Raw genomic sequence first — 24,762 nt, 5'->3', positions numbered from 1 at the left:
TATGCGTGGTCATGCCGACGTACAACGAACGCGCGAACCTCGAACCGACGCTCAGCGGCGTCTTCGAGCTCAACCCGGACGTCGACGTGCTCGTCGTCGACGACAACTCGCCCGACGGCACCGGACGGCTCGCCGACGTCATCGCGAAGGCCACGCATATGACGCCGGGGCTGAGCGTCGAGATCAAAAGCAACGACATCGCGCACGACGTCGCGTTCTGCAAGGACGACGACGATGCAGCGCTGCTGTCCGATGCAAACGTGAGCACCGCCGACCTCAAGATCGCGAACCGCGTCAACGCGAAGACGACCGGATCGAAGCTGCATGTGCTGCACCGCGAAGGCAAGCTCGGCCTCGGCTCGGCGTACATCGAGGGCTTCAAATGGGCGCTCGCGCGCGGCTACGACATCATCTGCGAGATGGACATGGACGGCTCGCACCGCCCCGAGGACCTGCGGCGCATCCTGCAGCGCATCCGCGACGACGAGCATGTCGACCTCGTGCTCGGATCGCGCCGCGTGCCCGGCGGCACGACGCAGAACTGGCCGTGGTACCGCGACGTCATCTCGCGCGCCGGCTCCTCCTACGCGCGCTTCATGCTCGGGCTCAAGGTGCGCGACATGACGAGCGGCTTCCGCGCCTACCGTGCGCGCATCCTGCGCCGTCTCGACCTCGACGGCATCGACGACAACGGCTACGTGTTCCAGATCGACATGACGCGACGCGTCGTCGCGGCCGGCGGCGTCGTCGTCGAGGTGCCGATCGTGTTCCCGGAGCGCGCGCTCGGCGTCTCGAAGATGGACGGCGCGATCGTGCACGAGGCGATGCGCAAGGTGACCAAATGGGGGTTCTCGCGCATGCACCGGCAGCTGCACGACCCGCGCGAGCGCGAGCTCGAGCGCCGCGCCGCCCGCCGGCAGATCGCCGACGCGCCCGACGACGATTTCAACGACGAACTCGAGGCCGAGGCCGAGGACGTCGACTGATCTTTGCGTGCGCCGTGCGTCGCGGTCTGTCCGTGCGGCGCATGTACCGCATGCGCAACCGTCGACGGCTCCTGCGCGCGTTCCGTGTGCGCGTCGTGCACTGCATACGTGTGCATAATAGTCGATGTATGTTCGCTTCTGTTTGGAAAACACGCCGAAATGTTTGTTTCGGGTTGTCTAGTGGGAGGAAATGTGCGATAATGTTCGCATGATTTCCTCACAACGACAGCATCTCATCCTGAGCCGGCTGCGTACGCGCGGCGCGGTGCGCATCACCGCGCTGTCCAAGGAGCTCGGCGTCTCGGCGATGACGATCCGCAGGGACATCGCCGAACTCGCGGACAAGGGCCTGCTGCGGCGCGTGCACGGCGGCGCCGTGTCGACGAGCACGTTGCTGAGCGAGCCGCTGTTCTCGGTCAAGTCGCAGATGGACATCGGTCTCAAGGACGCGATCGCGCAACAGGCGATCGACTACGTCTCGCCGGGCGACGTCATCGCGATCGGCGGCGGCACGACCGCCTACGTCTTCGCGCAGCATCTGCTCGAATCGCAGCACTCGAACGGCATCACGATCCTGACGAACTCGATCCCGGTCGCCGAACTCGTGCAGGCCCTCGAATCGAAGGACGTCGAGGTCATCGTCACCGGCGGCGTCATCACGCGCTCGAACTCGCTCGTCGGCCCGATCGCCGACAAGGTCATCGCGTCGCTGCGCGTGAACACCGTGTTCCTCGGCACCCACTCGGTGTCGATCCCGCGCGGCTTCCTGATGCCGAACTCGCTCGAGGCGGCGACCGACATGGCGATGATGGACATCGCCGACCGCACGATCATCCTCACCGACCACACGAAGTGGAGCAGCACGTCGCTGTCGCTGTTCGCGCGCTTCGACCAGGTGGATACGGTCATCACCGACGACGGCCTCGACGCCGACTCGGCGACGAAGACGAGGGACCTCGTCAAGGAACTCGTACTCGCCCACGACAGGGCATCCGACGACACAGAAAGCGAATGACGACGATGTCACGATATGCACACTACGAACCCGGCGACTACGCGAAGGAGCACATCCGCATCACGGCGACGACGCTCGCCGACGGCCGCGACTTCTTCTACCTCGACGACGAGCCAGAATTCGTCTCCGGCGAGCGCACGCGCCGCCTCGACGATCCGCGTCCGCTGCCGGACCGCTTCGCGCCGCATCTGGGCGCCGACGGCGTCGAGGTGCGCTACCAGGCGCCGCAGATGCGCCGCGACCCGCTCACCGGCGACTGGATCCCGATGGCGACGGCGCGCATGAACCGTCCGATCACGGCTGGTGCCGGCGCGACGGCGAAGGGCAACCCGCTCGCCGCGCGCAAGCCGGGCGACCCGTACCAGGACGGCGAGGTGCCGGACACCGACTACGACGTCGTCATCTTCGAGAACCGCTTCCCGTCGATGGTGCAGGTGCCGGGCGTGCCCGACGAGACCGGCTATGTCGACGGCAACCCGCTGTGGCAGGTGCGTCCGGCGGCCGGTCGCTGCGAGGTCATCTGCTTCGACCCGAACGAGGACGGCCTGCCCGCCGACCTGCCGGTGTCGCGCCTGCGCACCGTCGTCGAGGCGTGGGCCTTCCGCACGGCCGAACTGAGCGCGATCGACGGCATCGAGCAGGTCTTCCCCTTCGAAAACCACGGCGAGGAAATCGGCGTCTCGCTCGCGCATCCGCACGGCCAGATCTACGCGTACCCGTTCATCGCGCCGAAGCTCGAGACCGAGCTCGAGCACACCGAGGCCTACTTCGAGCGCACCGGCGGCAACCTGCTGCACGACCTGATGGCCGCCGAGATCGACGCGCGCCACCGCGTCGTCATGCGCAACCACAGCTGGGTCGCCTATGTGCCGGCGGCCGCGCGCTGGCCGCTCGAGGTGCACGTCGCGCCGCTGCGCGACGGCGTCCTCACGCTCGACCAGCTCGACGACCAGGAGCGCTGGGACCTCGCGCAGATGTACTCGACGCTGCTCAAACGCGGCAACCGCTTCTTCGACAGGGGCGACGGCAACGGCATGGACCTGCCATACATCGCCGCCTGGCACCAGGCACCGGTGCATGACAAGCGCCGCGAGCACTACCGGCTCAACCTGCAGTTCTTCTCGTTCCGCCGCGCGGCGAACAAGATCAAATACCTCGCCGGCTCCGAATCGGGCATGGCCGCATGGATCTCGGACACGACGCCCGAACTCATCGCCGCGCGCTTCCACGAGCTCGGCCCGGTCGACATCGCCGACGAAGGCTGAACGTCGGCCGAGGCACCATCGGACGGCACACAACGACGTGCAACTCAGACGAACAACTACGGAAAGACAACTTATGGCACAGGTGGAATTCATCGAGGCGATGGGCGACGGCGACGGCGCGCGCAGGGCGGCCGCGCTGTTCCGCGAACGCTACGGCGACGACCCGGAAGGCGTGTGGGCGGCGCCCGGACGCGTCAATCTCATCGGCGAACACACGGACTACAACGGCGGCCTCTGCCTGCCGATCGCGCTGCCGCACCGCACCTACGTGGCGCTCGCGGCGCGCGATGACACGACGGTGCGCGCCGTCTCCGATATCGCGCCCGAGACGGTCGCCGAAGCCGAACTCAACGGCCTTGTGGCCGGCGGCGTCGACGGCTGGGCGGCCTATCCGGTCGGCGTCGCCTGGGCGCTGCGCGACGCCGGCTTCGGCCAGGTGCGCGGCTTCGACGCGGCCTTCGTCTCCTGCGTGCCGCTCGGCTCGGGACTGAGCTCGTCGGCGGCGATGACCTGCTCGACGGCGCTCGCGCTCGACGATGTGCACGCGCTCGGCTTCGGCGGCGACGACGCCGGCCGCATCACGTTGATCAACGCGGCGATCCGCGCGGAGAACGACATGGCCGGCGCGTCGACCGGCGGCCTCGACCAGAACGCGTCGATGCGCTGCACCGAGGGCCACGCGCTGCGCCTCGACTGCCGTCCGGGCCTCGACGCGCTCGGCAGCGCCGAGCAGGAGCCTTTCGATCTGGGACGCTACGGCCTCGAGCTGCTCGTGCTCGACACGCGCGCGCCGCATCAGCTCAACGACGGCCAGTACGAGGCACGCCGCACGATGTGCGAGCGGGCGGCGGCGATCCTCGGCGTGGCGAACCTGCGCGAGGTCGCCGACGAGGTCAACGCCGCCGACGATCCGCAGCGGGCGCTCGACGACGTGCTCGCGCGTCTCGACGACGGGACGATGCGCAGGCGCGTGCGTCACGTCGTCACCGAGATCGGCCGCGTCGACCGTTTCATCGGCGCCTTCGCGCGCGGCGACATGAAGGAGGCCGGCGCGTTGTTCAACGCGTCGCATGATTCGCTGCGCGACGACTACGAGGTGACGGTGCCCGAACTCGACGTCGCCGTCGACGTCGCGCGAGCCGAGGGCGCGTACGGCGCGCGCATGACCGGCGGCGGCTTCGGCGGCTCGATCATCGCGCTCGTCGACGCCGGCGAGAGCGAACGGATCGCGCAGCGCATCGCCGACGAGTTCGCGCGCCGCGGCTTCCGCGCGCCGCGCGCGCTGCCGGCCCATGCGGCCGCCGCGGCGCAGCGCGTGCGCTGAGCGCCGCCGATCGTCGTACACGTCCCCGCACCGCCTCGCCGGCGGGCGGGGACGTCGTCGTCCGCGCCGTCCTGCGCGCGACGTGCAGGCGAAACGTAAAGGTTTGGGAAGGCGGCGTGCGGATGCGCGTCGGTGCGGTTATGCTCTAAACGGACAAACAGATTGCAGGGACGGCCGCGGCGTGGACGCGGACGGCGAGAGGGTGAACGCGCTATGGCTGACAGGTGGGACGACGGCAACCACGACGAACACGACGGCGACCACGACGACTGGGACATGTGGCAGGACATGCACGACGACGATATGCATGGCGACGACATGCACGATATGTCGGGGGAGAGCGGCGACGCGGACGGCGGCGCCGACATGCAGGACGGCGACGGCTTCGCCGACATCATCGACCCGCACGAGCCGGGCAAGCCGAGGCTGACGCCGGAGCAGCTCGCCGCCAAGCGCAAGAAGGACAACCGCAGGTTCTTCGCGATGCTCGCGGCGATGAGCGCGCTGCTGCTCATCGGCGTCGGCCTGATCCTGTACCCGACGGTCGCCGACGCATGGAACCGCCATGTCGCGTCGCGCGCCGTCGCCGGCTACATCGAGAAGGTCGCCGACACGTCGAAGGAGGACCGCGCCAAGGAGATCGCGTGCGCGAAGGAATACAACGAGTCGCTCGTCGGACAGGGCACGTCCAGGTTCCTGCCGACCCCCGAGGAAAAGAAGGTCTACGAGTCGATCCTCGACGTGAGCGGCACCGGCATCATGGGCTACGTGACGATCCCGAAGATCAAGGCGCGTCTGCCGATCTACCACGGCACCGATGAGACGATCCTGCAGATCGCGGCCGGACACCTCGAAGGCTCGAGCCTGCCGGTCGGCGGCCCGTCGACGCACACGGTGCTCACCGGCCACACCGGCCTGCCAAGCGCGATGCTGTTCACCGGGCTCGACACGCTCGGCAAGGGCGACAAGTTCACGATCACCGTCTACGACGAGGTGCTCACCTACGAGGTCGAGGCGACGCACACGGTGCTGCCGAACCAGGTCAAGGACCTCGCGATCCAGGACGGGCGCGACCTGGCGAGCCTCGTCACCTGCACGCCGTACGGCGTCAACTCGCACCGCCTCATCGTCACCGGACACCGGATCCCGACCGAATCGCCGCAGCAGCACACGCCGTACCGCGACGAGGGCCTGACGCAGGACATCACGGTGACGGCGATCATCGTGACGCTCGTCGTCGCCGCGGTCGTGGCCGTGTTCGTTGTGCAGCGCCGGCGCATGCGCAACCAGCCGACGCACCACGCGAAGCGGTAGCGGCGGACGGCCCCGACGGCCCGCGCGGCGCCCCGGCAGGGGACGCGGCGCGGGCCGTCGCCGTATCCGGCGGGGTTCTGACATGCGAAACGCCGGCGAACTTGGCGCAGCTCTTCCCTATACTTGGGCCTTGCCGGTACTTTTCAGGGCGAACCAGCCCGAGACCCAGGGAGATCCATGAACAAGGCAATCATCACCGTCGTCGGCCAGGACACCGTCGGCATCATCGCTCGCGTCTGCACGTATCTTTCCGAACACCACACGAACGTGCTCGACATTTCCCAGACGATCATCGACGGATTCTTCAACATGATGATGATCGTCGACTACTCGAACGCCGACGTCGCGTTCGAGACGATCGTGGACGACCTCGAGGCACTCGGCGAGGACATCGGCGTGCGCATCCGCTGCCAGCGCGAGGAGATCTTCACGAAGATGCACCGCGTCTGAGCACATGCCGGCCGCGCCGCGGCCGCCAATGCGAACGCAACAGCCCACAGCCGGAAGGAACCAGCATGCTGAATATCATGGAGGTCCACGAGACCAACCAGATGATCGAGCAGGAGAAGCTCGACGTGCGCACGATCACGATGGGCATCAGCCTCATGGATTGCGCGACGACCGACGTCGACGAGACCTGCCGCAAGATCTACGACAAAATCACGACCTACGCGAAGGACCTCGTCTCCACCGGCGAGTCGATCGAACGCGACTTCGGCATCCCGATCGTCAACAAGCGCATCACGGTGACGCCGATCGCGCTCGTCGGCGCGAGCTGCTGCAGGACGAGCGCCGACTTCGTCAAGATCGCGCACGCGCTCGACCACGCCGCGAAGACCGTCGGCGTCGACCTCATCGGCGGCTACTCGGCGCTCGTCTCGAAGTCGATGACGCCGGCCGAGGAGCTGCTCATCCGTTCGCTGCCGGCCGCGCTGAGCGAAACCGACATCGTCTGCTCGTCGGTCAATGTCGGCTCGACGAAGACCGGCATCGACATGAACGCCGTCGACATGCTCGGCCACATCATCAAGGAGATCGCCGAAGCGACCGCCGACATCGACTCCTACGGCTGCGTCAAGTTCGTCGCGTTCTGCAACGCGCCGGACGACAACCCGTTCATGGCGGGCGGCTTCCACGGCGTGACCGAAGGCGACGCCGTCATCAACGTCGGCGTCTCCGGACCGGGCGTCGTCTCCCGCGCGCTCGACGCGGCCGTCGGCAAGGACTTCGAGTTCCTGTGCGAGACGATCAAGCGCACCGCGTTCAAGATCACGCGCGTCGGCCAGCTCGTCGCACAGGAGGCGTCGAAGCGCCTCGGCGTGCCCTTCGGCATCATCGACCTGTCGCTCGCGCCGACGCCGGCCGTCGGCGACTCGGTCGGCGAGGTGCTCGAGAAGATGGGACTCGCGCAGGTCGGCGGCCCCGGCACGACGGCCGCGCTCGCGATGCTCAACGACCAGGTGAAGAAAGGCGGCATCATGGCGTCCTCGTACGTCGGCGGCCTGTCCGGCGCGTTCATCCCGGTCTCCGAGGACAAGAACATGATCGACGCGGCCGAATCCGGCTGCCTGACGATCGAGAAGCTCGAGGCGATGACCTGCGTGTGCTCGGTCGGTCTCGACATGATCGCGATCCCCGGTGACACGCCCGTCTCGACGATCTCCGGCATCATCGCCGACGAATCGGCGATCGGTATGGTCAACCAGAAGACGACGGCGGTGCGCGTCATCCCGGTCGTCGGCAAGACCGTCGGCCAGATGGCGAACTTCGGCGGTCTGATGGGCTACGCGCCGATCATGCCGGTGAACACGGCGAGCTGCGAGGCCTTCGTGACGCGCGGCGGCCGCATCCCCGCGCCGATCCACAGTTTCAAGAACTGACCCCCACCCCAATATGCGAGATGGGCGTGCATCAACCGATTGATGCACGCCCATCTCGCATATTGGGGTGGGTATTCATTGGCCCCCGTCAAACCCCAGCTGCCGCCACGCCTCGTAGATCGCGATCGACGCGCAGTTCGTCAGATTGAGGCTGCGCAGACTCGGGCGCATCGGCAGGCGCACCTGCTCGGCGACATGCGGGCCGAACATGATGTCGGTTGGATCGGGGATGTTGCCCGGCTCGGGGCCGAACAGCAGGATATCGGTCGGCCGGTATTCGACGTCGGTGTACAGCTTCGTCGCATGCGCCGTGAACGCGATGATGCGCGAATCGGGCATCGACTCGACGAGGTCCTCGAAGTTCGGATGGAGCACGACATGCGCCATGTCATGGTAGTCGAGTCCGGCGCGGCGCAGCTTCGTGTCGCGCAGATTGAAGCCGAGCGGCTCGATCAGATGCAGGATCGTGCCGGTGACCGCGCACAGGCGGATCGCCGAGCCGGTGTTGCCGGGGATGCGCGGGGAGTAGTAGCACAGATGCGGCGTCGACGTCGGCGTGTTCGCCGCCTCCCTCGCCGACATCATCGCGTCGACGACCGAGATCGGATTGCCGTGCGCGTCGGTCACGAGTTCATCGGGGCCGTAGTTCGACTTGCGGTAGCCGTATTCGAACATCCGCTCCACCTGCGCCTCGGGATCGGCGCCGGCGGCCGCGGCGTCCGCGGGATTCGTTGCTTCATTCGTCACGAGACACACGATATTGCCCCGGCGAGACGCGCGCTTCCCACGCCGCCGGCGCTCCGCTACAATGGCGTGGCTATGGTCACCCGAACGAAGAAACCCGCCGACCCATGCGACGTCGTCGGCGTCTCGCGCGCCGAGGCCGCGCAGCGCCTCGCCGCGCAGCTGCGCCCGGCATTGTTCGCCTGGTGGGACATGCACGCGCGCGAGCTGCCGTGGCGCGACGGCCGCACGTCGCCGTGGGGCGTGCTCGTCTGCGAGGTCATGAGCCAGCAGACGCAGATGGGCAGGGTCGTGCCGTACTGGAACGCGTGGATGGCACGATGGCCCGACGCCGCCGCGCTCGCCGCCGCGCCGCGTGCCGACGTGCTCGAGGCATGGGGGCGCCTCGGATACCCGCGCCGCGCGCTGCGGCTGCAGGAATGCGCGCGCGTCGTCGCCGTCGAATGCCGCGACGAGCTGCCGCGCGACTACGCGGCGCTGACGGCGCTGCCCGGCATCGGCGACTACACGGCGAGCGCCGTGCTCAGTTTCGCCTACGGCGAGCGCATCGCCGTCATCGACACGAACATCCGCCGGGTCCTCAGCCGCGTGTTCCTCGGCGAGGAGTCGCTCGGCGGCTCGGCGAGCGCGCTCGAGCGTGCGCTCGCCGACGTCGTGCTGCCGAAGGATGCGGCGGCGAGCGCGACGTGGAACCAGGCGGTCATGGAGCTCGGCGCGCTCGTGTGCACGGCGAAGCAACCGGACTGCGACGACTGCCCGCTGCGCGCACGCTGCCGTTTCTTCGCCGCCGGCCGTCCTCATCTGGGGGAGCGGCGCACACGGCCGCGGCAGCGCTTCGCCGGCACCGACCGTCAGGTGCGCGGCATCGTCATGCAGGCGCTGCGCGACCTGCCGGCCGACGCGCGCGGCGTATTGTCGCACGAGGCGGCTGCGCGTCTGTGGAAGGACGGCGTGCAGCTCGACCGCTGCATCGCGTCGCTCGACGAGGACGGTCTGATCGAGATCCTGCCCGACCACGGCGTGCGGCTGCCGGCGTAGCGCTGCGGCACTGCCGGCATCGCGGGGCGTCGGTCTGGTCGTCGTCACCGCTGTCGATGCTGCCGTCGTCATCGCGCGGCAGCGCTCTGGGCGGGCGGCGTGGATAAGATGGTGAGCATGCCGAAGCCACCACATCAGCGCATGTCGTCGAACCGCTCGTCGAATACGTCGCCGTCGTCGAGAACGTCGCCGTCGTCGAGAACGTCGACGTCGTGCGCGTCGTCGGGCGGCGTGCGTCCGCGCAAGCGCACGATGTCGAAGCGCAAGCGCGCGATGTACCGCAGGCGCCGCCTCGTGTTCTTCGGCGGCCTGCTCGTGTTCCTGATCGTGTGCGTGCTGTGCGTCTACAGCCTGATCCGCGGCGCCGTCGCCGCGCACGAATGGATTGGCGTCGCCGACCGCATGGCCGTGTCGCGTTCGGCGGTACCGGCGCCGCCGAAGAAGAGCAAGGTGAAGGACTGCACGGCGAAGAACCTGCAGATGACGCTGACGCCGGCGGCCGACGTCGTGCCGCTCGGCGGCTCGCTCGAGTTCACGGCGACGATGACGTACGTCGGCACCGATCCGGCCGGCTGCTTCGTCGACGGTGCCGACGACGCGCGCGTCCTCGTCATCAGGTCCGGCGCGGACACGGTGTGGCGTTCCGACGCCTGCGAGGCGGCGTACCGTCCGCTGCTGATGATGGAGGGCGTCACCGACGAGCGGAAGATCGTCTGGGACACGGTGCGTTCCGGCGACGAATGCAGGGCGTCCGCGGAGCTGCCGCACGTCGACCGCGGCACGTACACGGCGCAGCTCGTCATCGACGGCGACACGCATGTGGAGAGCGAACCGGTCACGATCACCGTCGGCTGACGCCGGCGGCTGCGTCGGCTGCGTCGATGTTCGGCATCGTCGACGTCGACGGCGACGGCATCGTCGACGGCGACGTCAAAAAAGTGTGAGATTGCTCACATTTTCGGAATGTCGATTGCGTCGGATGGTTGGAATCGATAGTATATTGATTTCGTGTCTAGTGTGTCATATGGCGGGCATGCTATCGAAGACGAAGCGCCCGCGTACCCAGGCATATGGCGGCCGGTGACCGCGCTTCTGACTGTGAGCATAGTTACGAACAACAAGCAGCGATAAGGAACGTCCATTGTCTGAGACTACGACGAACACCACTTCCATCATCGCGCGTGCCGACCAGCGGGACATCGACCTGCACAAGGCGTCGGATCGCGTGAACTTCGGCTCGATCGCCGAACCCATCGACGTGCCGTATCTGCTCGGCGTGCAGACCGACAGCTTCGACTGGCTGATCGGCAACGAGCGCTGGCAGGCCCGCGTCCAGGAGGACGAGGAGAAGGGCACGCACACCGTCGCTCACATCTCCGGCCTCGACGAGGTCTTCCAGGAGATCTCCCCGATCGAGAACTACTCGCAGACGATGAGCCTGACGTTCTCCGACCCGTACTTCGAAGAGCCGCGCCACACCGTGCAGGAATGCAAGGAGAAGGACTACACGTATTCGGCGCCGCTGTACGTCAACGCCGAGTTCGAGAACGGCGACACCGGCGAGATCAAGTCGCAGACCGTCTTCATGGGCGACTTCCCGCTGCAGACGCCGCACGGCACCTTCATCATCGGCGGCACCGAGCGCGTCATCGTCTCGCAGCTCGTGCGCTCGCCGGGCGTCTACTTCGACCGCCAGCAGGACCGTTCGTCCGACAAGGAGATCTTCGGCGCGAAGATCATCCCGAGCCGCGGCGCATGGCTCGAGTTCGAGATCGATAAGCGCGACTTCCTCGGCGTGCGCGTCGACCGCAAGCGCAAGCAGTCGGCGATCGTCTTCCTGATGGCGATCGGCATGTCGCGCTCCGAGATCCGCGAGGCCTTCGAGGGCTATCCGCTCGTGCTCGACGCGCTCGACAACGAGAAGATCGACAGCCAGGACGAGGCGCTCGTCGACCTCTACCGCAAGATCCGCCCGACCGACGCGGCGACGCCGGAGGCTGGCAAGAACCTGCTCGACTCCTTCTACTTCAACACGAAGCGCTATGATCTGGCGCGCGTCGGCCGCTACAAGATCAACCGCAAGCTCGGCCTCGAGAAGGACTACAACGACCGCTCGCTCAGCCGCGAGGACATCATCGCGACGCTCAAGTACCTCGTGACGCTGCACGCCGGCGCCGCGACGTTCCCGGGCAAGCGCGACGGCAAGGACGTCGAGCTGCGCGTGGACGTCGACGACATTGACCATTTCGGCAACCGCCGCATCCGCCAGGTCGGCGAGCTGATCCAGAACCAGCTGCGCACCGGCCTGAGCCGCATGGAGCGCGTCGTGCGCGAACGCATGACGACGCAGGACGCCGAGGCGATCACGCCGCAGTCGCTGATCAACATCCGTCCGGTCAACGCGACGATCAAGGAGTTCTTCGGCACCTCGCAGCTCTCGCAGTTCATGGACCAGAACAACCCGCTCGCCGGCGTGACGAACAAGCGCCGTCTGTCCGCGCTCGGCCCCGGCGGCCTGTCGCGCGACCGCGCGTCGATGGAGGTGCGCGACGTGCACCCGTCCCACTTCGGACGCATGTGCCCGATCGAGTCCCCTGAAGGCCCGAACATCGGCCTCATCGGCTCGCTTGCGACCTTCGGCCGCATCAACCCCTTCGGCTTCATCGAGACGCCGTACCGCAAGGTCGTCAACGGCCACGTGACCAACGAGGTCGAGTACATGACCGCGGACCGCGACGCCGAGCACGTCATCGCGCAGGCGAACCAGAAGCTCGACGAGAACGGCAACTTCGTCGAGAAGGAAGCCCTCGTGCGAGACGCGGCCGGCGAGGCGGAGGACGTCCCGGTCGAGATGGTCGACTACATGGACGTCTCCCCGCGCCAGATGGTCTCCGTCGGCGCGTCGCTGATCCCGTTCCTCGAGCACGACGAGGGCCACCGAGCGCTGATGGGCACCAACATGCAGCGCCAGGCCGTCCCGCTGATCAAGTCCGAGCGTCCGCTCGTCGGCACCGGCGCGGAATGGCGCGCGGCCGTCGACTCCGGAGACGTCATCCTCGCCGAGAAGCCGGGCGTCGTCACCTACGTGTCCGCGGACATCATCCGCGTCATGAACGACGACGGCACGACGAGCTCCTACAAGCTCGCGAAGTTCCAGCGCTCGAACCAGACGACGTGCTACAACCAGGTCCCGCTCATCCACGACGGCGAACGCGTCGAGAAGGGCACCGTCCTCGCGGACGGCCCGGCGACCGAGAAGGGCGAGATGGCCCTCGGCAAGAACCTGCTCGTCGCGTTCATGCCGTGGAACGGCTACAACTACGAGGACGCCGTCATCATCTCGCAGCGCCTCGTCCAGGACGACACGCTCTCCTCGATCCACATCGAGGAGTACGAGATCGACGCCCGCGAGACGAAGCTCGGCGCCGAGGAGATCACGCGCGACCTGCCGAACGTCGGCGAGGACGCGGTCGCGAACCTCGACGAGCGCGGCATCATCCGCATCGGCGCCGAGGTCGAGGCCGGCGACATCCTCGTCGGCAAGGTCACGCCGAAGGGCGAGACCGAGCTGACCCCGGAGGAGCGCCTGCTGCGTGCGATCTTCGGCGAGAAGAGCCGCGAGGTGCGCGACACCTCGCTGCGCGTGCCGCACGGCGAGACCGGCACCGTCATCGCCGTCAAGGAGATCACGCGCGAGGACGCCGAGGAGGACGGCGACGAGCTGCCCAACGGCGTCAACCAGATGATCCGCGTCTACATCGCGCAGCACCGCAAGATCACGCAGGGCGACAAGCTCTCGGGCCGCCACGGCAACAAGGGCGTCATCTCGCGCATCCTGCCGGAGGAGGACATGCCGTTCCTCGCGGACGGCACCCCGGTCGACATCATGCTCAACCCGCTCGGCGTGCCTTCGCGAATGAACCTCGGCCAGGTGCTCGAACTGCACCTCGGCTGGGTCGCGCACGCGGGCTGGGACATCTCGCTCGATCCGGACCTCGAGGCCGCATGGAAGCAGTACGTGCCGAAGGGCGCCGAGAAGGGCGCGCCGGGAACCCCGGTCGCGACCCCGGTCTTCGACGGCGTGCGCCAGGAGACGCTCAAGGGCCTGCTGTCGACGACATTGGCCGACCGCGACGGCAACAAGCTCGTCGGACCCGACGGCAAGGCGACGCTGTTCGACGGCCGCACCGGCGAACCGTTCCCGAAGCCGATCTCGGTGGGCTACATGTACATGCTCAAGCTGCACCACCTCGTCGACGACAAGATCCACGCGCGTTCGACCGGCCCATACTCGATGATCACGCAGCAGCCGCTCGGCGGCAAGGCACAGTTCGGCGGCCAGCGCTTCGGCGAGATGGAGGTGTGGGCCCTCGAGGCCTACGGCGCCGCGTACACGCTGCACGAGATGATGACCACGAAGTCGGACGACGTCGATGGTCGCGTGCGCGTCTACGGAGCGATCGTCAAGGGCGATAACCTGCCGCCGGCGGGCATCCCCGAGTCGTTCAAGGTCCTCCTCAAGGAAATGCAGTCCCTGTCCCTCAACGTCGAAGTGCTCAACGCCGAAGGCGTCGCGATCGACATGAAGGAAGAGGACGACGATCCGGTCTCCTCCTCCAACGACCTCGGCTTCAACATCGGCGCCCGCCCGGACACCGTCGCGAAGGCCGACCAAATCGTTGATGAACCTGAATACAAGTAATCACACGAGTCATTCAAGAGAAACAAGAACCTACACAGACAGGACAAACGTAAGTGCTGGACGTCAACGCATTTGACAAACTGAAAATCGGTCTGGCCACCGCGGACGACATCCGTGGCTGGAGCTACGGCGAGGTCAAGAAGCCGGAGACCATCAACTACCGCACGCTCAAGCCGGAGAAGGACGGCCTGTTCGGCGAGCAGATCTTCGGACCGACGCGCGACTGGGAGTGCGCGTGCGGCAAGTACAAGCGCGTGCGCTTCAAGGGCATCGTGTGCGAGCGCTGCGGCGTCGAGGTGACGCGCAGCCGCGTGCGCCGCGAGCGCATGGGCCACATCGAGCTGGCCGCGCCGGTCACGCACATCTGGTTCTTCAAGGGTGTGCCGAGCCGTCTGGGCTACCTGCTCGGCATCGCGCCGAAGGAGCTCGAGAAGGTCATCTACTTCGCGTCCTACATGGTCACGAAGGTCGATGAGGAGCAGCGTCACAAGGATCTTCCGGATCTCCAGGACGAGTTCGACAACGAGGTGAAGAACCTCGAGCGCCGTCGTGACAACGAGATCGAGGCGCGCGCGAAGAAGGTCGAGGCCGATTTGGCCGAGCTCGAGGCCGACGGCGAGGTCAAGGGCAGCGCCCGCACGAAGCTGCGCAACGGCGCCGAGCGCGACATGGCGGCGATCCGCCAGCGCTACGACGACCAGATCGCACGCATCGGCGCGGTCTTCGACAAGTTCAAGAACCTCAAGCCGGGCGACATGGAGAACGACGTCGACCTGTGGCGTGAGATGGAGGATCGCTACGGCGACTACTTCGAGGGCTGCATGGGCGCCGAGGCGATCAAGAAGCGCCTGCAGGACTTCGACCTCGAAGCCGCCGCGAAGGAACTGCGCGAGGAGATCGAGACCGGCACCGGCCAGCGCAAGGCCCGCGCCCTCAAGCGCCTCAAGGTCGTCAACGCGTTCCTGACGACCGGCAACAAGCCGGAGGCGATGGTCCTCGACGTGATCCCGGTCATCCCGCCGGACCTGCGCCCGATGGTGCAGCTCGACGGCGGCCGCTTCGCGACCTCCGACCTCAACGACCTGTACCGCCGCGTCATCAACCGCAACAACCGACTCAAGCGACTCATCGAGCTCGGCGCCCCGGAGATCATGCTCAACAACGAGAAGCGCATGCTCCAGGAGGCCGTCGACTCGCTGTTCGACAACGGCCGCCGCGGCCGCCCGGTCACCGGCGCCTCGAACCGTCCGCTCAAGTCGCTGTCTGACATGCTCAAGGGCAAGCAGGGCCGTTTCCGCCAGAACCTGCTCGGCAAGCGCGTCGACTACTCGGGCCGTTCGGTCATCGTCGTCGGCCCGTCGCTGCGCATGCACCAGTGCGGCCTGCCGAAGCCGATGGCGCTCGAGCTGTTCAAGCCATTCGTCATCAAGCGCCTCGTCGACCTCAACTACGCGCAGAACATGAAGAGCGCGAAGCGTCTCGTCGACCGCGGCGACGCCGAGGTCTGGGGCGTGCTCGAGGAGGTCATCTCCGAGCATCCGGTCCTGCTCAACCGTGCGCCTACGCTGCACCGTCTGGGCATCCAGGCCTTCGAGCCGATCCTCGTCGAAGGCAAGGCCATCCACCTGCCGCCGCTCGCCTGCGCCGCGTTCAACGCGGACTTCGACGGCGACCAGATGGCGGTCCATCTGCCGCTGAGCGCCGAGGCGCAGGCCGAGGCCCGCTCGCTGATGCTGGCCTCCGACAACATCCTCAAGCCGGCCGACGGCCACACCGTCACGATGCCGTCGCAGGACATGATCCTGGGCCTGTACTACCTGAGCACCGTCGTCGACGGCGCGAAGGGCCAGGGCCGCGTCTTCTCGTCGCTCGACGAGGCGCAGATGGCGCTCGACCGCCACGAGATCGACATGCAGGCCAAGGTGCTCATCCGCCTGCCCGAGGACTTCGTGCTGCCGAAGGAATGGGAGCCGGGCGAGGTCAAGGTCGTCGACCCGGAGCCGGGCAGCCCGGACGTCGTCAAGGAGGAGCGCTTCACCGACGGCACCGTGCTGTTCGCGACGTCGCTCGGCCGCATCCTGTTCAACGAGACGTTGCCGGTGAACTACCCGTTCATCAACGAGCAGTGCCCGAAGGGCAAGCTCTCGAAGATCGTCGACGACATCGCGACGCGCTACTCGACGCAGCAGGTCGCCGCCGTCCTCGACGCGCTCAAGGACCTCGGCTTCACGCGTGCGCCGTGGTCGGGCGTCACGATGGCCTTCTCGGACATCGTCGCCCCGCCGGAGCGCGAGGAGATCATCAAGGGCTACGAGGCGGAGGCCGCCAAGGTCAACAGCCAGTACGACCTCGGCCTGCTCACCGAAGACGAGCGCCGTCAGGAGCTCATCAACCTGTGGACCGAGTGCACCGACAAGGTCGCCGAGGCGATGCGCGAGAACTTCCATGACGACAACAACGTGAACATCATGGTGCAGTCCGGCGCACGAGGCAACTGGATGCAGATCCGTCAGATTGCCGGCATGCGAGGCCTCGTGGCGAACCCGAAGGGTGAGATCATCCCCCGACCGGTCAAGTCGAACTACCGCGACGGCCTGTCCGTGCTCGAGTACTTCATCTCGCAGCACGGCGCGCGCAAGGGTCTGGCCGATACGGCACTGCGTACGGCGGAATCGGGCTACCTGACCCGTCGACTCGTCGACGTCTCGCAGGAGGTCATCGTCCGCGAGGAGGACTGCGGCACGAAGCGCGGCCTGACGATGAAGGTCGCCGAACGCGACGAGGACGGCAACCTCGTGCTCGTCAAGGCGGCCGACGGCGGTCCGTACTCGCGTCTGCTCGCGGCCGACGTCATCGACCCAGCCGACGGCAAGACCGTGCTCTACCACGCCGGCGACGCGCTGTCGATGGACGTGCTCAACGACCTCGTCGCGCACGGCGTCGAGGAGGTCAAGGGCCGTTCGGTGCTCACCTGCGAGTCGAAGCGCGGCGTGTGCGCGAAGTGCTACGGCTGGTCGCTCGCGACGAACAAGCTCGTCGACGTCGGCGAGGCGGTCGGCATCGTCGCCGCGCAGTCGATCGGCGAACCGGGCACGCAGCTGACGCTGCGTTCGTTCCACTCCGGCGGCGTCGCGTCGGCCTCGGATATCACGCAGGGTCTGCCGCGTGTCACCGAGCTCTTCGAGGCGCGTACGCCGAAGGGCGAGGCGCCGATCGCGCAGGTCGCCGGCACCGTGAGGATCGAGGACAGCGAACGCGGTCGTCAGGTCTTCATCAAGCCCGACGACGGCAGCGAGGAGGAAGCCTATCCGGTGACGCGTCGCGCGCCGCTCCTCGTCAAGGACGGCGAGCACGTCGAAGCTGGCACGCAGCTGATCGAAGGTTCGGTCGACCCGAAGAAGATCCTGCGCATCCTCGGACCGAACGCCGCCCAGAAGAACATCGTCGAGGAGGTGCACAACGTGTACCGCTCGCAGGGCGTCGACATCCATGACAAGCACATCGAGGTCATCGTCCACCAGATGCTGCGTCGCATCACCGTCATCGATTCCGGTGACACGACGCTGCTGCCGGGCGAACTCGTCGACCGTGCGCGCTTCACCGAGGCGAACCGCGCGGCCGTCGCCAACGGCGGCAAGCCGGCGGCGGGCCGTCCGGAGCTGATGGGCATCACGAAGGCGTCGCTCGCGACCGATTCGTGGCTGTCCGCGGCGTCGTTCCAGGAGACGACGCGCGTGCTCACCGAAGCGGCGCTCAACGAGAAGGAAGACGACCTCAAGGGCCTCAAGGAGAACGTCATCATCGGCAAGCTCATCCCGGCCGGCACCGGACTGGCGCGTTACCGCAACGCCGTCGTCGAGCCGGACAAGGCGATCCGCGACACGATCTACCCGAACTTCGGTCTCGGCGAGGACGGTCTCGGCGGCGAGTTCGGCGATGGCGACATGTCCGACGTCGACTTCTCGAACATCGATTTCGGCGACCTCAAGCTCGGCGACGACTTCAACCCGGACGACTTCCTGGACGACAACGGCGGTCAGGAGGACCTCGGCGGCGATCTCGGCGACGACTTCAAGTTCTGAGCGACGATCGTCGGCGCCGGTTGCGCCGGCCATCGCTGACTGAGCGAATCTGAGCGAAGGGCGGCTCCCATGCACGGGAGCCGCCCTTCGTCGTCTTCGCACGGATGAGCGGACAAGGAGATCGGGGTCATCCATTCCGTGGCGGCACGGCGCGGTTTTCCAAGGCGGTGTGCTAAGACTGAACCATGAAGAAATTACCGTATCCTCCGGCGCCAGAAATGGGATGGTACGCCGACGATGACGTCGAAGCGGATATGCTCGTCCCCGAACACAAGGACGCCGCGGCACAGCAGAACCCGCAGCAGGACGCCTATGGGGCGCAGCCGGTCGCCGCGCAGCCGTCATCGGATGTGAACATGCAGCCGGACATGCAGGCACAGCCGGATATGAACGCGCAGCCGGTCGCCGTGGCCGAATCGGTCGAATCGGTCGCCGCCCAACCGGCCGCGCAGCCCTTCCATGAGGAGGAGCACGTCAACGCGACGACGTCGGAACAGCCGGCGCTTATCCCGGACGACTCCTACAACGCGCATCTGGGCGACGATCTCGAATACACGGCCGAGGAAGGCGCCGAAGGCAGCGAGGAATGGGACGGCACTGTGCTGTCGACGGCCTTCATGAAGAAGGAGCCGCGCCACGTCTACCGTCTCGTCAACGAGGTCACTGGGCAGAACATCCTCGTCGACATGGGCGTGCTGATGGGACGCAAGCCGTCGCAGGACATCCCGCAGGGTGCGAAGTCGGTACGGCTCGTCGACCCGACGCGCACCGTCTCGCGCAACCATGCGGCGATCAGCTTCGATCAGGACGGCTCGCTGTGGATCGAGGACTACGGTTCGCTCAACGGCACCTACGTCATCGACGACGAAGGCGAGCGTCAGGTCGTCAAGGGCACGCCGATGCGGCTCACCGCGCCGTGCAAGGTGCGCATCGGCGACCAGGTCTTCGATTTCGAGGACGCCGCCGAATAGTCGGCATATGCGGCGACACATCCGGGTTACCCCCAGGTTGCGGGGAACCCGGACTCAGGGCAGACCGATTTCGTCCGGATTGTCTGCCCGCCGTAGGAAAGTCGGACACCACAAGCAGCCCGGTCCCATCCGGGTTGCTTGACATCGGTGGGAAAATGGGACGGAACCAACCGATCGCATCCCTGCGGTCGCTTCGTTGCGACCATTCGGGGCGGGGGATGCAACCGGGACGATCACAACGGAGCGGCTTTGCGATCGCGATGGGGTGGCTTTACATCTGGAGCGATCAGAAAGCGGCGATCCGCGAACGTATTTGGTACGCAGTGCGCCCGCCATGGTCGCTGGAGGGTCGGTTTGCGAACGTGACGGGTGCATCGCCCATACAGGACGATTGCAGACCGGCGTGGGACGCATCATATATGCCGGCGGGGCGGGAATCCGCGTGAGATTCCCGCCCCGCCGGCAATATGCGCGGGCTCGGTCAGGCCACGCCCAACTAACTGTTGCAGATGGGGGCAGCCCGCAGGCATATGCATGGGCCTACTGCTGCTGACGCTGGGCGATCGACGCGTTCGTCGCCGGCTCGCCGAGCATGCCGAGCCAGCTGAGCAGCTCCGGATAGATGTACGGGTTCTGCGCGAGCGCCGGATGCAGTTCGGGCGCGTACTGCGCGATCTGCTGCATGACCGTCGTGTCCGGCGTCGTCATCGCGACCTCAGCCGTGAAGCCGTAGGGGTTCGTCGCCTGGATCTGCGCATAGGCGTCCGCCGGCTGCGCCTGATCCATCATCGGCTGCTGCGCCATGTCGGGCGCGGCGACGGAGGGGGAGGCCGCTGCGGACTGCGAGGCGTCCATGTTCGTCTGCGAGGCGTCCATGCCGATGTTGTTGAACTGTTCGCTGAGCATGTCGACGCCGGTCTGCTGCGCCGGCTCGAAGGAAACCGGCTGCGCCTCGACGCTCGCGTATTCGACGGTGCCGGTCTGGGATGCGATCGGCTGCGCCTCGTCGCCGGCGGTCGCGGCGTTCATGACGAGACCGCCGGCCACATTGTCCACAGCCGGGGACGCAGCCGCGGTCGGGCGAGAGGCGGCGTCCGCCTGCGCGGCGTCGATCGCCGCGGCAATCGCGGCGGCCTCGTCGATTGCCGCGGCATCGACCTGACGGTCCTCGACGGCGCCGAGCTGCGAATGATAGCCGAGCTGCGCGACGGTCGCACGCGCGCGTTCGTCGCCGAACTGCGCAATCCAGCGCAGCAGTCCCGGATAAGCGCGCGGATGCGCGGCCACGTTCGCGCCGAATTCCGGATTCTCGTAGGCGACCTTCGCGAGCGTGACCGGGTCGGCCTGCGGATCCTGGATGATCGCCACCGCGTCGTCGTAACTGACCATGATGTGTTCCTCTTTTCCCTCGCCGTCCCCGGCCCGCGCACAACGCGCCGGGAGGTGGCGAAACCGTGTCCTTGTTCCTACCTTATCGTCTGTCGTGCCCGCCGACGGAGCGCCGTCTCACGTCCGTCGCGCGCGTACTGCTCACGTTCGCACACCAGCGTGCGCCTGTATGCGTGAGTATAGCGCATATCGACATGCAACCGTGTGCATGCCCGCACAGTGTGCGCCGCTGTGCAGACTCACGACACCTGCGTGCAGTCGTTCTCACGGCTGCGCTGCGCCCGCCGTCGTGCAGACTCACGTCTGCACGGTTGCATCGTCGATATCCGAGAGATCTTCGTCGATCTCGAGCCGTTCGCAGTGCCATGCCTCGGTGCGCGTCGCGTCCCATGGCATGTCGACGACGATGACGGTGACGTTGTCGCCGCCGCCGGCCGCCAGCGACGCGTCGATCAATGCGCGCGCCGCAGCGTCGGCCATATCGTGCTGCGCGGCGACGTGTGCAATCGTGGCGTCGTCGATCTCGCCATGGCAGCCGTCGGAGCAGATGATGAACCGTCCGGCCGCGTCCGCCATGAAGAGGTCCGGCCGGATGCCCATCGGCGAGCCGATGCACTGCGTGATGACGTTGCGCGCGATCGAACGTTCCGCCTCCTCGGGCGTCATCTCGCCGGACTCGATCGCCTCCTGCCGACGCGAATGGTCGTGCGTGATCTGCGTGAGCGAGGCGGCGTCCCAATGCCCGTCGAAACCGAGGTTCATATGGTAGGTGCGCGAATCGCCGACGTTGACGACGTAGCACATGTGCGGTTCGGCGTCCGGCAGCAGCTGCCGGATCGCGATCGACCATGCGTCCGGCGCGATGTCGGCGCGATGCTCGCCGAAGCGCGCCATGTCGGACGTCGCGTCGGCCGCCGCGTTCGCGTCGGCCGCCTGCGCGCCGCCGGCCATGTCGTCGATGGCCGCGTCGAGCGCGTCCGCGCCGGGCTGCGTCGCGTCCCAATCGTCGCCGAATCCGGACAGCGGACGCAGCTCGTCGATCGCGCCGAGCGTCGCGATCGCGTTGTACTGCGCGCTGTGCTTCGGATGATGCGTCGCCGTCGGCTTGCGGTGCGCGTCGGCGAAATGCGTCGCCCCGTCCGCACAGCCGCATTCGAGCTCGTCGGCGGCCGCAAACCACTGCGGCAGCACGACGCCGGTGACCGTCGTGCCGGCGATGCCACCGAGCGTCAGTCCGAGCGCCCGCGTGCGCGACTGCGCGCGTTCGAGCGTCTCCTCGATCGACGCGCGCGTGCGCGTCGCCTCCCGTGCGAGCTGGGCGAGCTCCTCGACGGCGATCGCGCTCGCGCGTTCGCCGCCGGATTCGCCGCCCATGCCGTCGCAGACCATGTAGACGCCGCGCTCGGCGAGCCAGCTGTCCTGGTTCGTGCGGCGCTTGCGTCCGATGTCGGTGAGCGCAGCGACACTGATGACTGCCTGTTGCATGCGCATCCTTCCTACCCGTTGCCGATGTGCCCGCCGTCAGTGACGCGCACGGGGGAAACGGAACTTCCTGTGCTTGCTGTTCGCCGATCCGGACTCGCCGGCGCGACGTGGCGCCGTCTGCTGTTCGCCGGCCGCCTCGGCCTTATGATACCCGACCGTCACATCGACCGGTTTCATCTGCCGTACGCCGCGCAGCGACAGCCTCGTGCGCCAGCGGCGCATGCGCGGCAGCGTCGCGAGCATCGCCGCGCGCAGCTCGTCGATGCTCTTCCAGTACGACGTCGCCTGCTCGTCGCTGACGTCCTGTCCGGAGAAGGTCGCGTAGTCGGCCTGACGGCACGCGGACTGCATCGCCGTCGGATCGAGCCTGAGCTGCTCGGCGATCTGCTGCGACTGCTCGCGGCGTGTGCCGTGCGCGTCGATGCCGCTCTGCCGCGCGAGCACGGCGAGCGACTGCCAGCCCGATGCCATGCGCATCTGCGGGCGTCCGCGCTTGCGCAGCACGGCGAGCTGGATCGCCTTGCCGAGCAGGATCGCGCCGCATGCGAGCAGCACGATCCACACCGGCGACCCGTACAGCGCGACCTTGCCGATGACGCGTCCCGCCTGCGCCCACTTCGACGGCTCCGGAGCCTCGACCGCCTCGGTGCCGCCGAAGGACGACTGGCTCGTCGTGTTCGTCTCGTCGCGCAGCGGGTCGGTCAGCGGCAGCGGAGGCTGGCGCACGAGGTTCTGCGGGTTCGGCGGCGTCAGGTTCTCGTCGTCGTCCGGCGTCTTCGTCTCCTTCGGCGTCGGGTAGAACGGCACCCAGCCGTAGCCTTCGAGGTTGATCTCGACCCATGCGGTCACGTCGTTGCCGGTGAAGTCGATGACGGTGCCGTCGCCGTCGGCCTTCGTGCGCGCGTTCGAGATGTCGCCGTCCTTGTCCTTCGGCAAGAAGCCGAGCACGACGCGGCTGGGCAGACCGATCTCGCGCGCCATCAGCGCCATCGCCGACGCGTACTGCTCGCTGTCGCCGACCATCGCGCCGTCGGGCGTCAGCAGCTGCGTGATGCGGTGGTTGCCGTGGCCGGGGCTCGACGGGTAGTCGGAGGCGAGGCCGTGCGAGAACCATCCCTGCTCGCGCAGCATCGCGACGAGCTGCTGCGCCGCCTCGCCGCCGTGCGACTTGCCGCCGGCCGTCGCCGACGCGAGCTTGCCGACCTCGTTCGGCACGTCCTCGGCCTTCGGCTGGTCGATACGCGCCGCTTCGGCCTCGGCGATCTGCTTGTCGCTCGGCTCGTCGGGGATGACGCCGCGTTCCGTGTACGTCAGTCCCTTCTTCACGCCGCCGCGCAGCAGGCCGGAGTCGGTGCCGACGTTGTAGTAGAAGGATTCGGCGTTCTTCTCGTTGCCGAAACGCACCGCCGTCGCGGCGCCGGCGAGCGGCAGCCAGTCGTCGCCGAGGCCGTCGCGCACCGTGAACTTCGCCGTGAACGGCTTGCCCTGGATGTCGTTGCCGATCGCCGTGCCGACGCGCGTGTAGTTCGCCGAATCCCTCGACTCCCTCGAATCGGAGAGGTTCCAGACGTTGCCGTCGAAGCGATCCATGACGGCGAGGCGCACGCTCGAGCCCTCCGGCAGGTTCTGCGCGGTGAGCACCGTCGTGTCCTTGTACGACTTGATGTAGGCGCGCATCGTGCTCAGCGGGCTCGTGTAGTCGCTCGGGCTCAGCGGCGGCTCGTAGTGGTCGCGCAGGATCGTGCGCTGCGCCGGCAGCAGCAGGCAGCCGCCGAAGGCGACGGCCGCGGCGAGCACGACGATGACGAGCGAACTGATCCAGCGCCCCGATTCGAACATCCGCATCCGCCACGACAGCCAGACGATCAGTATCAGCGCGAACACGATGCCGCAGGGGCCGCGCATGACGCCGTGGGCGGTGCCGAGCAGCGCGCATGCGACCATCGCGGCGATCTCGAGCGCGATCACGGCGACCGACCAGCGCGCATCGTCGAGCAATGCGAAGAAGCCGGCGATCGCCGCCGTCCACAGGCACAGCGTCCAGACGGCGAGCAGCGCGCCCTGCGCGTTGCCGACCGGCGGCTCGATCGCGATCAGGTACTTGAAGGAGCCGAAGGTCTCGCGCCAGCCGAGCCGCAGCGTCTCGAACGAGGGGATGACATGGCCGATCGTCGTGTCGTTGAGGCAGACGACCGGGCCGACGATCCACTGCGCGAACACGAGGAAGAACAGCTGCCACCACAGTCTCAGGGGCGGCAGGACGCCGGCGAAGGCGATCAGCGCGCCGAGCATGGCGGCCGGCACGGCGGCGAGCGCCCATGCGCCGGCCGAACCGTAGACGTCGATCAGGTTCGCGGCGCACAACAGCGTCACGACGGCGACGACGGCGCACGAGACGAGCGCGGGGCGAGCCTCGGTGCGCTCGCGCAGGACGCGGTGCGACGGCGAGCCGGTGTTCGTCGACCAGATGACCGAATGCGTCGTCATCGCCCACGAGCCGGTCTCGGTCGACGTCTGCGTGCCGCCGGTCGTCAGCGACGCGTCGGAAAGCGAAGTCGGTGCCATGC

At 67.4% G+C, this 24,762-nt stretch carries 16 protein-coding genes; 12 read left to right on the top strand and 4 right to left on the bottom strand.

Translation table 11 applies throughout. The annotated features are described in order from the left end of the window. Positions 1-11 precede the first annotated feature (11 nt). The 7 genes from BcFMB_RS00920 (at position 12) to BcFMB_RS00890 (ending at position 7,784) form a co-directional block, all read left to right on the top strand. Positions 12-986 carry a glycosyltransferase gene (locus tag BcFMB_RS00920; RefSeq protein WP_232513824.1) on the top strand — a complete coding sequence of 325 codons (975 nt, stop codon included), beginning with the start codon at positions 12-14 and terminating at the stop codon, positions 984-986. A 190-nt stretch (positions 987-1,176) separates the two neighbouring features. Beyond that, positions 1,177-2,001 (top strand): DeoR/GlpR family DNA-binding transcription regulator, encoded by an 825-nt coding sequence (locus tag BcFMB_RS00915; RefSeq protein WP_193345753.1) that lies wholly within the window; start codon positions 1,177-1,179, stop codon positions 1,999-2,001. A 5-nt stretch (positions 2,002-2,006) separates the two neighbouring features. Further along, positions 2,007-3,266: a galactose-1-phosphate uridylyltransferase gene (gene galT, locus BcFMB_RS00910; protein ID WP_099721668.1), complete on the top strand. Its 1,260-nt coding sequence runs from the start codon at positions 2,007-2,009 to the stop codon at positions 3,264-3,266. Between the two features lie 73 nt (positions 3,267-3,339). Then, the gene (gene galK / locus BcFMB_RS00905; protein ID WP_099720768.1) at positions 3,340-4,590 is read left to right on the top strand and encodes a galactokinase; all 1,251 of its coding nucleotides are present in this window, start codon (positions 3,340-3,342) and stop codon (positions 4,588-4,590) included. A gap of 213 nt (positions 4,591-4,803) precedes the next feature. Then, on the top strand, positions 4,804-5,904 hold the full coding sequence (locus tag BcFMB_RS00900) for a class C sortase (RefSeq protein ID WP_232513823.1): 1,101 nt from the start codon (positions 4,804-4,806) through the stop codon (positions 5,902-5,904). 177 nt (positions 5,905-6,081) lie between these two features. Beyond that, the gene (locus BcFMB_RS00895) at positions 6,082-6,354 is read left to right on the top strand and encodes an ACT domain-containing protein (RefSeq protein ID WP_024541118.1); all 273 of its coding nucleotides are present in this window, start codon (positions 6,082-6,084) and stop codon (positions 6,352-6,354) included. A 65-nt stretch (positions 6,355-6,419) separates the two neighbouring features. After that, the gene (locus BcFMB_RS00890) at positions 6,420-7,784 is read left to right on the top strand and encodes a PFL family protein (RefSeq protein WP_099720767.1); all 1,365 of its coding nucleotides are present in this window, start codon (positions 6,420-6,422) and stop codon (positions 7,782-7,784) included. Between the two features lie 75 nt (positions 7,785-7,859). Here BcFMB_RS00890 and BcFMB_RS00885 read toward each other — a convergent pair whose 3' ends face one another. Continuing rightward, a complete protein-coding gene (locus BcFMB_RS00885; protein WP_232513890.1) occupies positions 7,860-8,459 on the bottom strand; it encodes a tRNA (cytidine(34)-2'-O)-methyltransferase in 600 nt (199 codons plus the stop codon). A 144-nt stretch (positions 8,460-8,603) separates the two neighbouring features. Here BcFMB_RS00885 and BcFMB_RS00880 point away from each other — a divergent pair, with 144 nt between their 5' ends. From BcFMB_RS00880 to BcFMB_RS00860, 5 genes are all read left to right on the top strand, one after another. Continuing rightward, positions 8,604-9,566: an HhH-GPD family protein gene (locus tag BcFMB_RS00880; RefSeq protein WP_099720765.1), complete on the top strand. Its 963-nt coding sequence runs from the start codon at positions 8,604-8,606 to the stop codon at positions 9,564-9,566. A 117-nt stretch (positions 9,567-9,683) separates the two neighbouring features. Beyond that, a complete protein-coding gene (locus BcFMB_RS00875) occupies positions 9,684-10,421 on the top strand; it encodes a hypothetical protein (RefSeq protein WP_232513822.1) in 738 nt (245 codons plus the stop codon). A 286-nt stretch (positions 10,422-10,707) separates the two neighbouring features. Further along, a complete protein-coding gene (rpoB, locus tag BcFMB_RS00870) occupies positions 10,708-14,268 on the top strand; it encodes a DNA-directed RNA polymerase subunit beta (protein ID WP_099720763.1) in 3,561 nt (1,186 codons plus the stop codon). Between the two features lie 53 nt (positions 14,269-14,321). Further along, the gene (locus BcFMB_RS00865) at positions 14,322-18,350 is read left to right on the top strand and encodes a DNA-directed RNA polymerase subunit beta' (protein ID WP_099720762.1); all 4,029 of its coding nucleotides are present in this window, start codon (positions 14,322-14,324) and stop codon (positions 18,348-18,350) included. Positions 18,351-18,568: 218 nt separating this feature from the next. Continuing rightward, a complete protein-coding gene (locus BcFMB_RS00860) occupies positions 18,569-19,321 on the top strand; it encodes an FHA domain-containing protein (RefSeq protein ID WP_232513821.1) in 753 nt (250 codons plus the stop codon). Between the two features lie 540 nt (positions 19,322-19,861). Here the strand turns inward: BcFMB_RS00860 and BcFMB_RS10115 are convergent. The 3 genes from BcFMB_RS10115 to BcFMB_RS00845 form a co-directional block, all read right to left on the bottom strand. Then, a complete protein-coding gene (locus BcFMB_RS10115) occupies positions 19,862-20,710 on the bottom strand; it encodes a variant leucine-rich repeat-containing protein (protein ID WP_099720761.1) in 849 nt (282 codons plus the stop codon). A 297-nt stretch (positions 20,711-21,007) separates the two neighbouring features. Beyond that, on the bottom strand, positions 21,008-22,195 hold the full coding sequence (locus tag BcFMB_RS00850; protein WP_024541109.1) for a PP2C family protein-serine/threonine phosphatase: 1,188 nt from the start codon (positions 22,193-22,195) through the stop codon (positions 21,008-21,010). Between the two features lie 36 nt (positions 22,196-22,231). Next, complete coding sequence (locus tag BcFMB_RS00845; protein WP_232513820.1) at positions 22,232-24,760, bottom strand: transglutaminase TgpA family protein; 2,529 nt, start codon at positions 24,758-24,760, stop codon at positions 22,232-22,234. Between the last annotated feature and the right edge of the window lie 2 nt (positions 24,761-24,762).

Origin of the sequence: Bifidobacterium choerinum, assembly GCF_002761235.1 — a bacterium.
Classification (GTDB): Bacteria; Actinomycetota; Actinomycetes; order Actinomycetales; family Bifidobacteriaceae; genus Bifidobacterium; species Bifidobacterium choerinum.
Note: the sequence above shows the minus strand (reverse complement) of the source record. Positions and strands in the feature narration are given on the sequence as shown.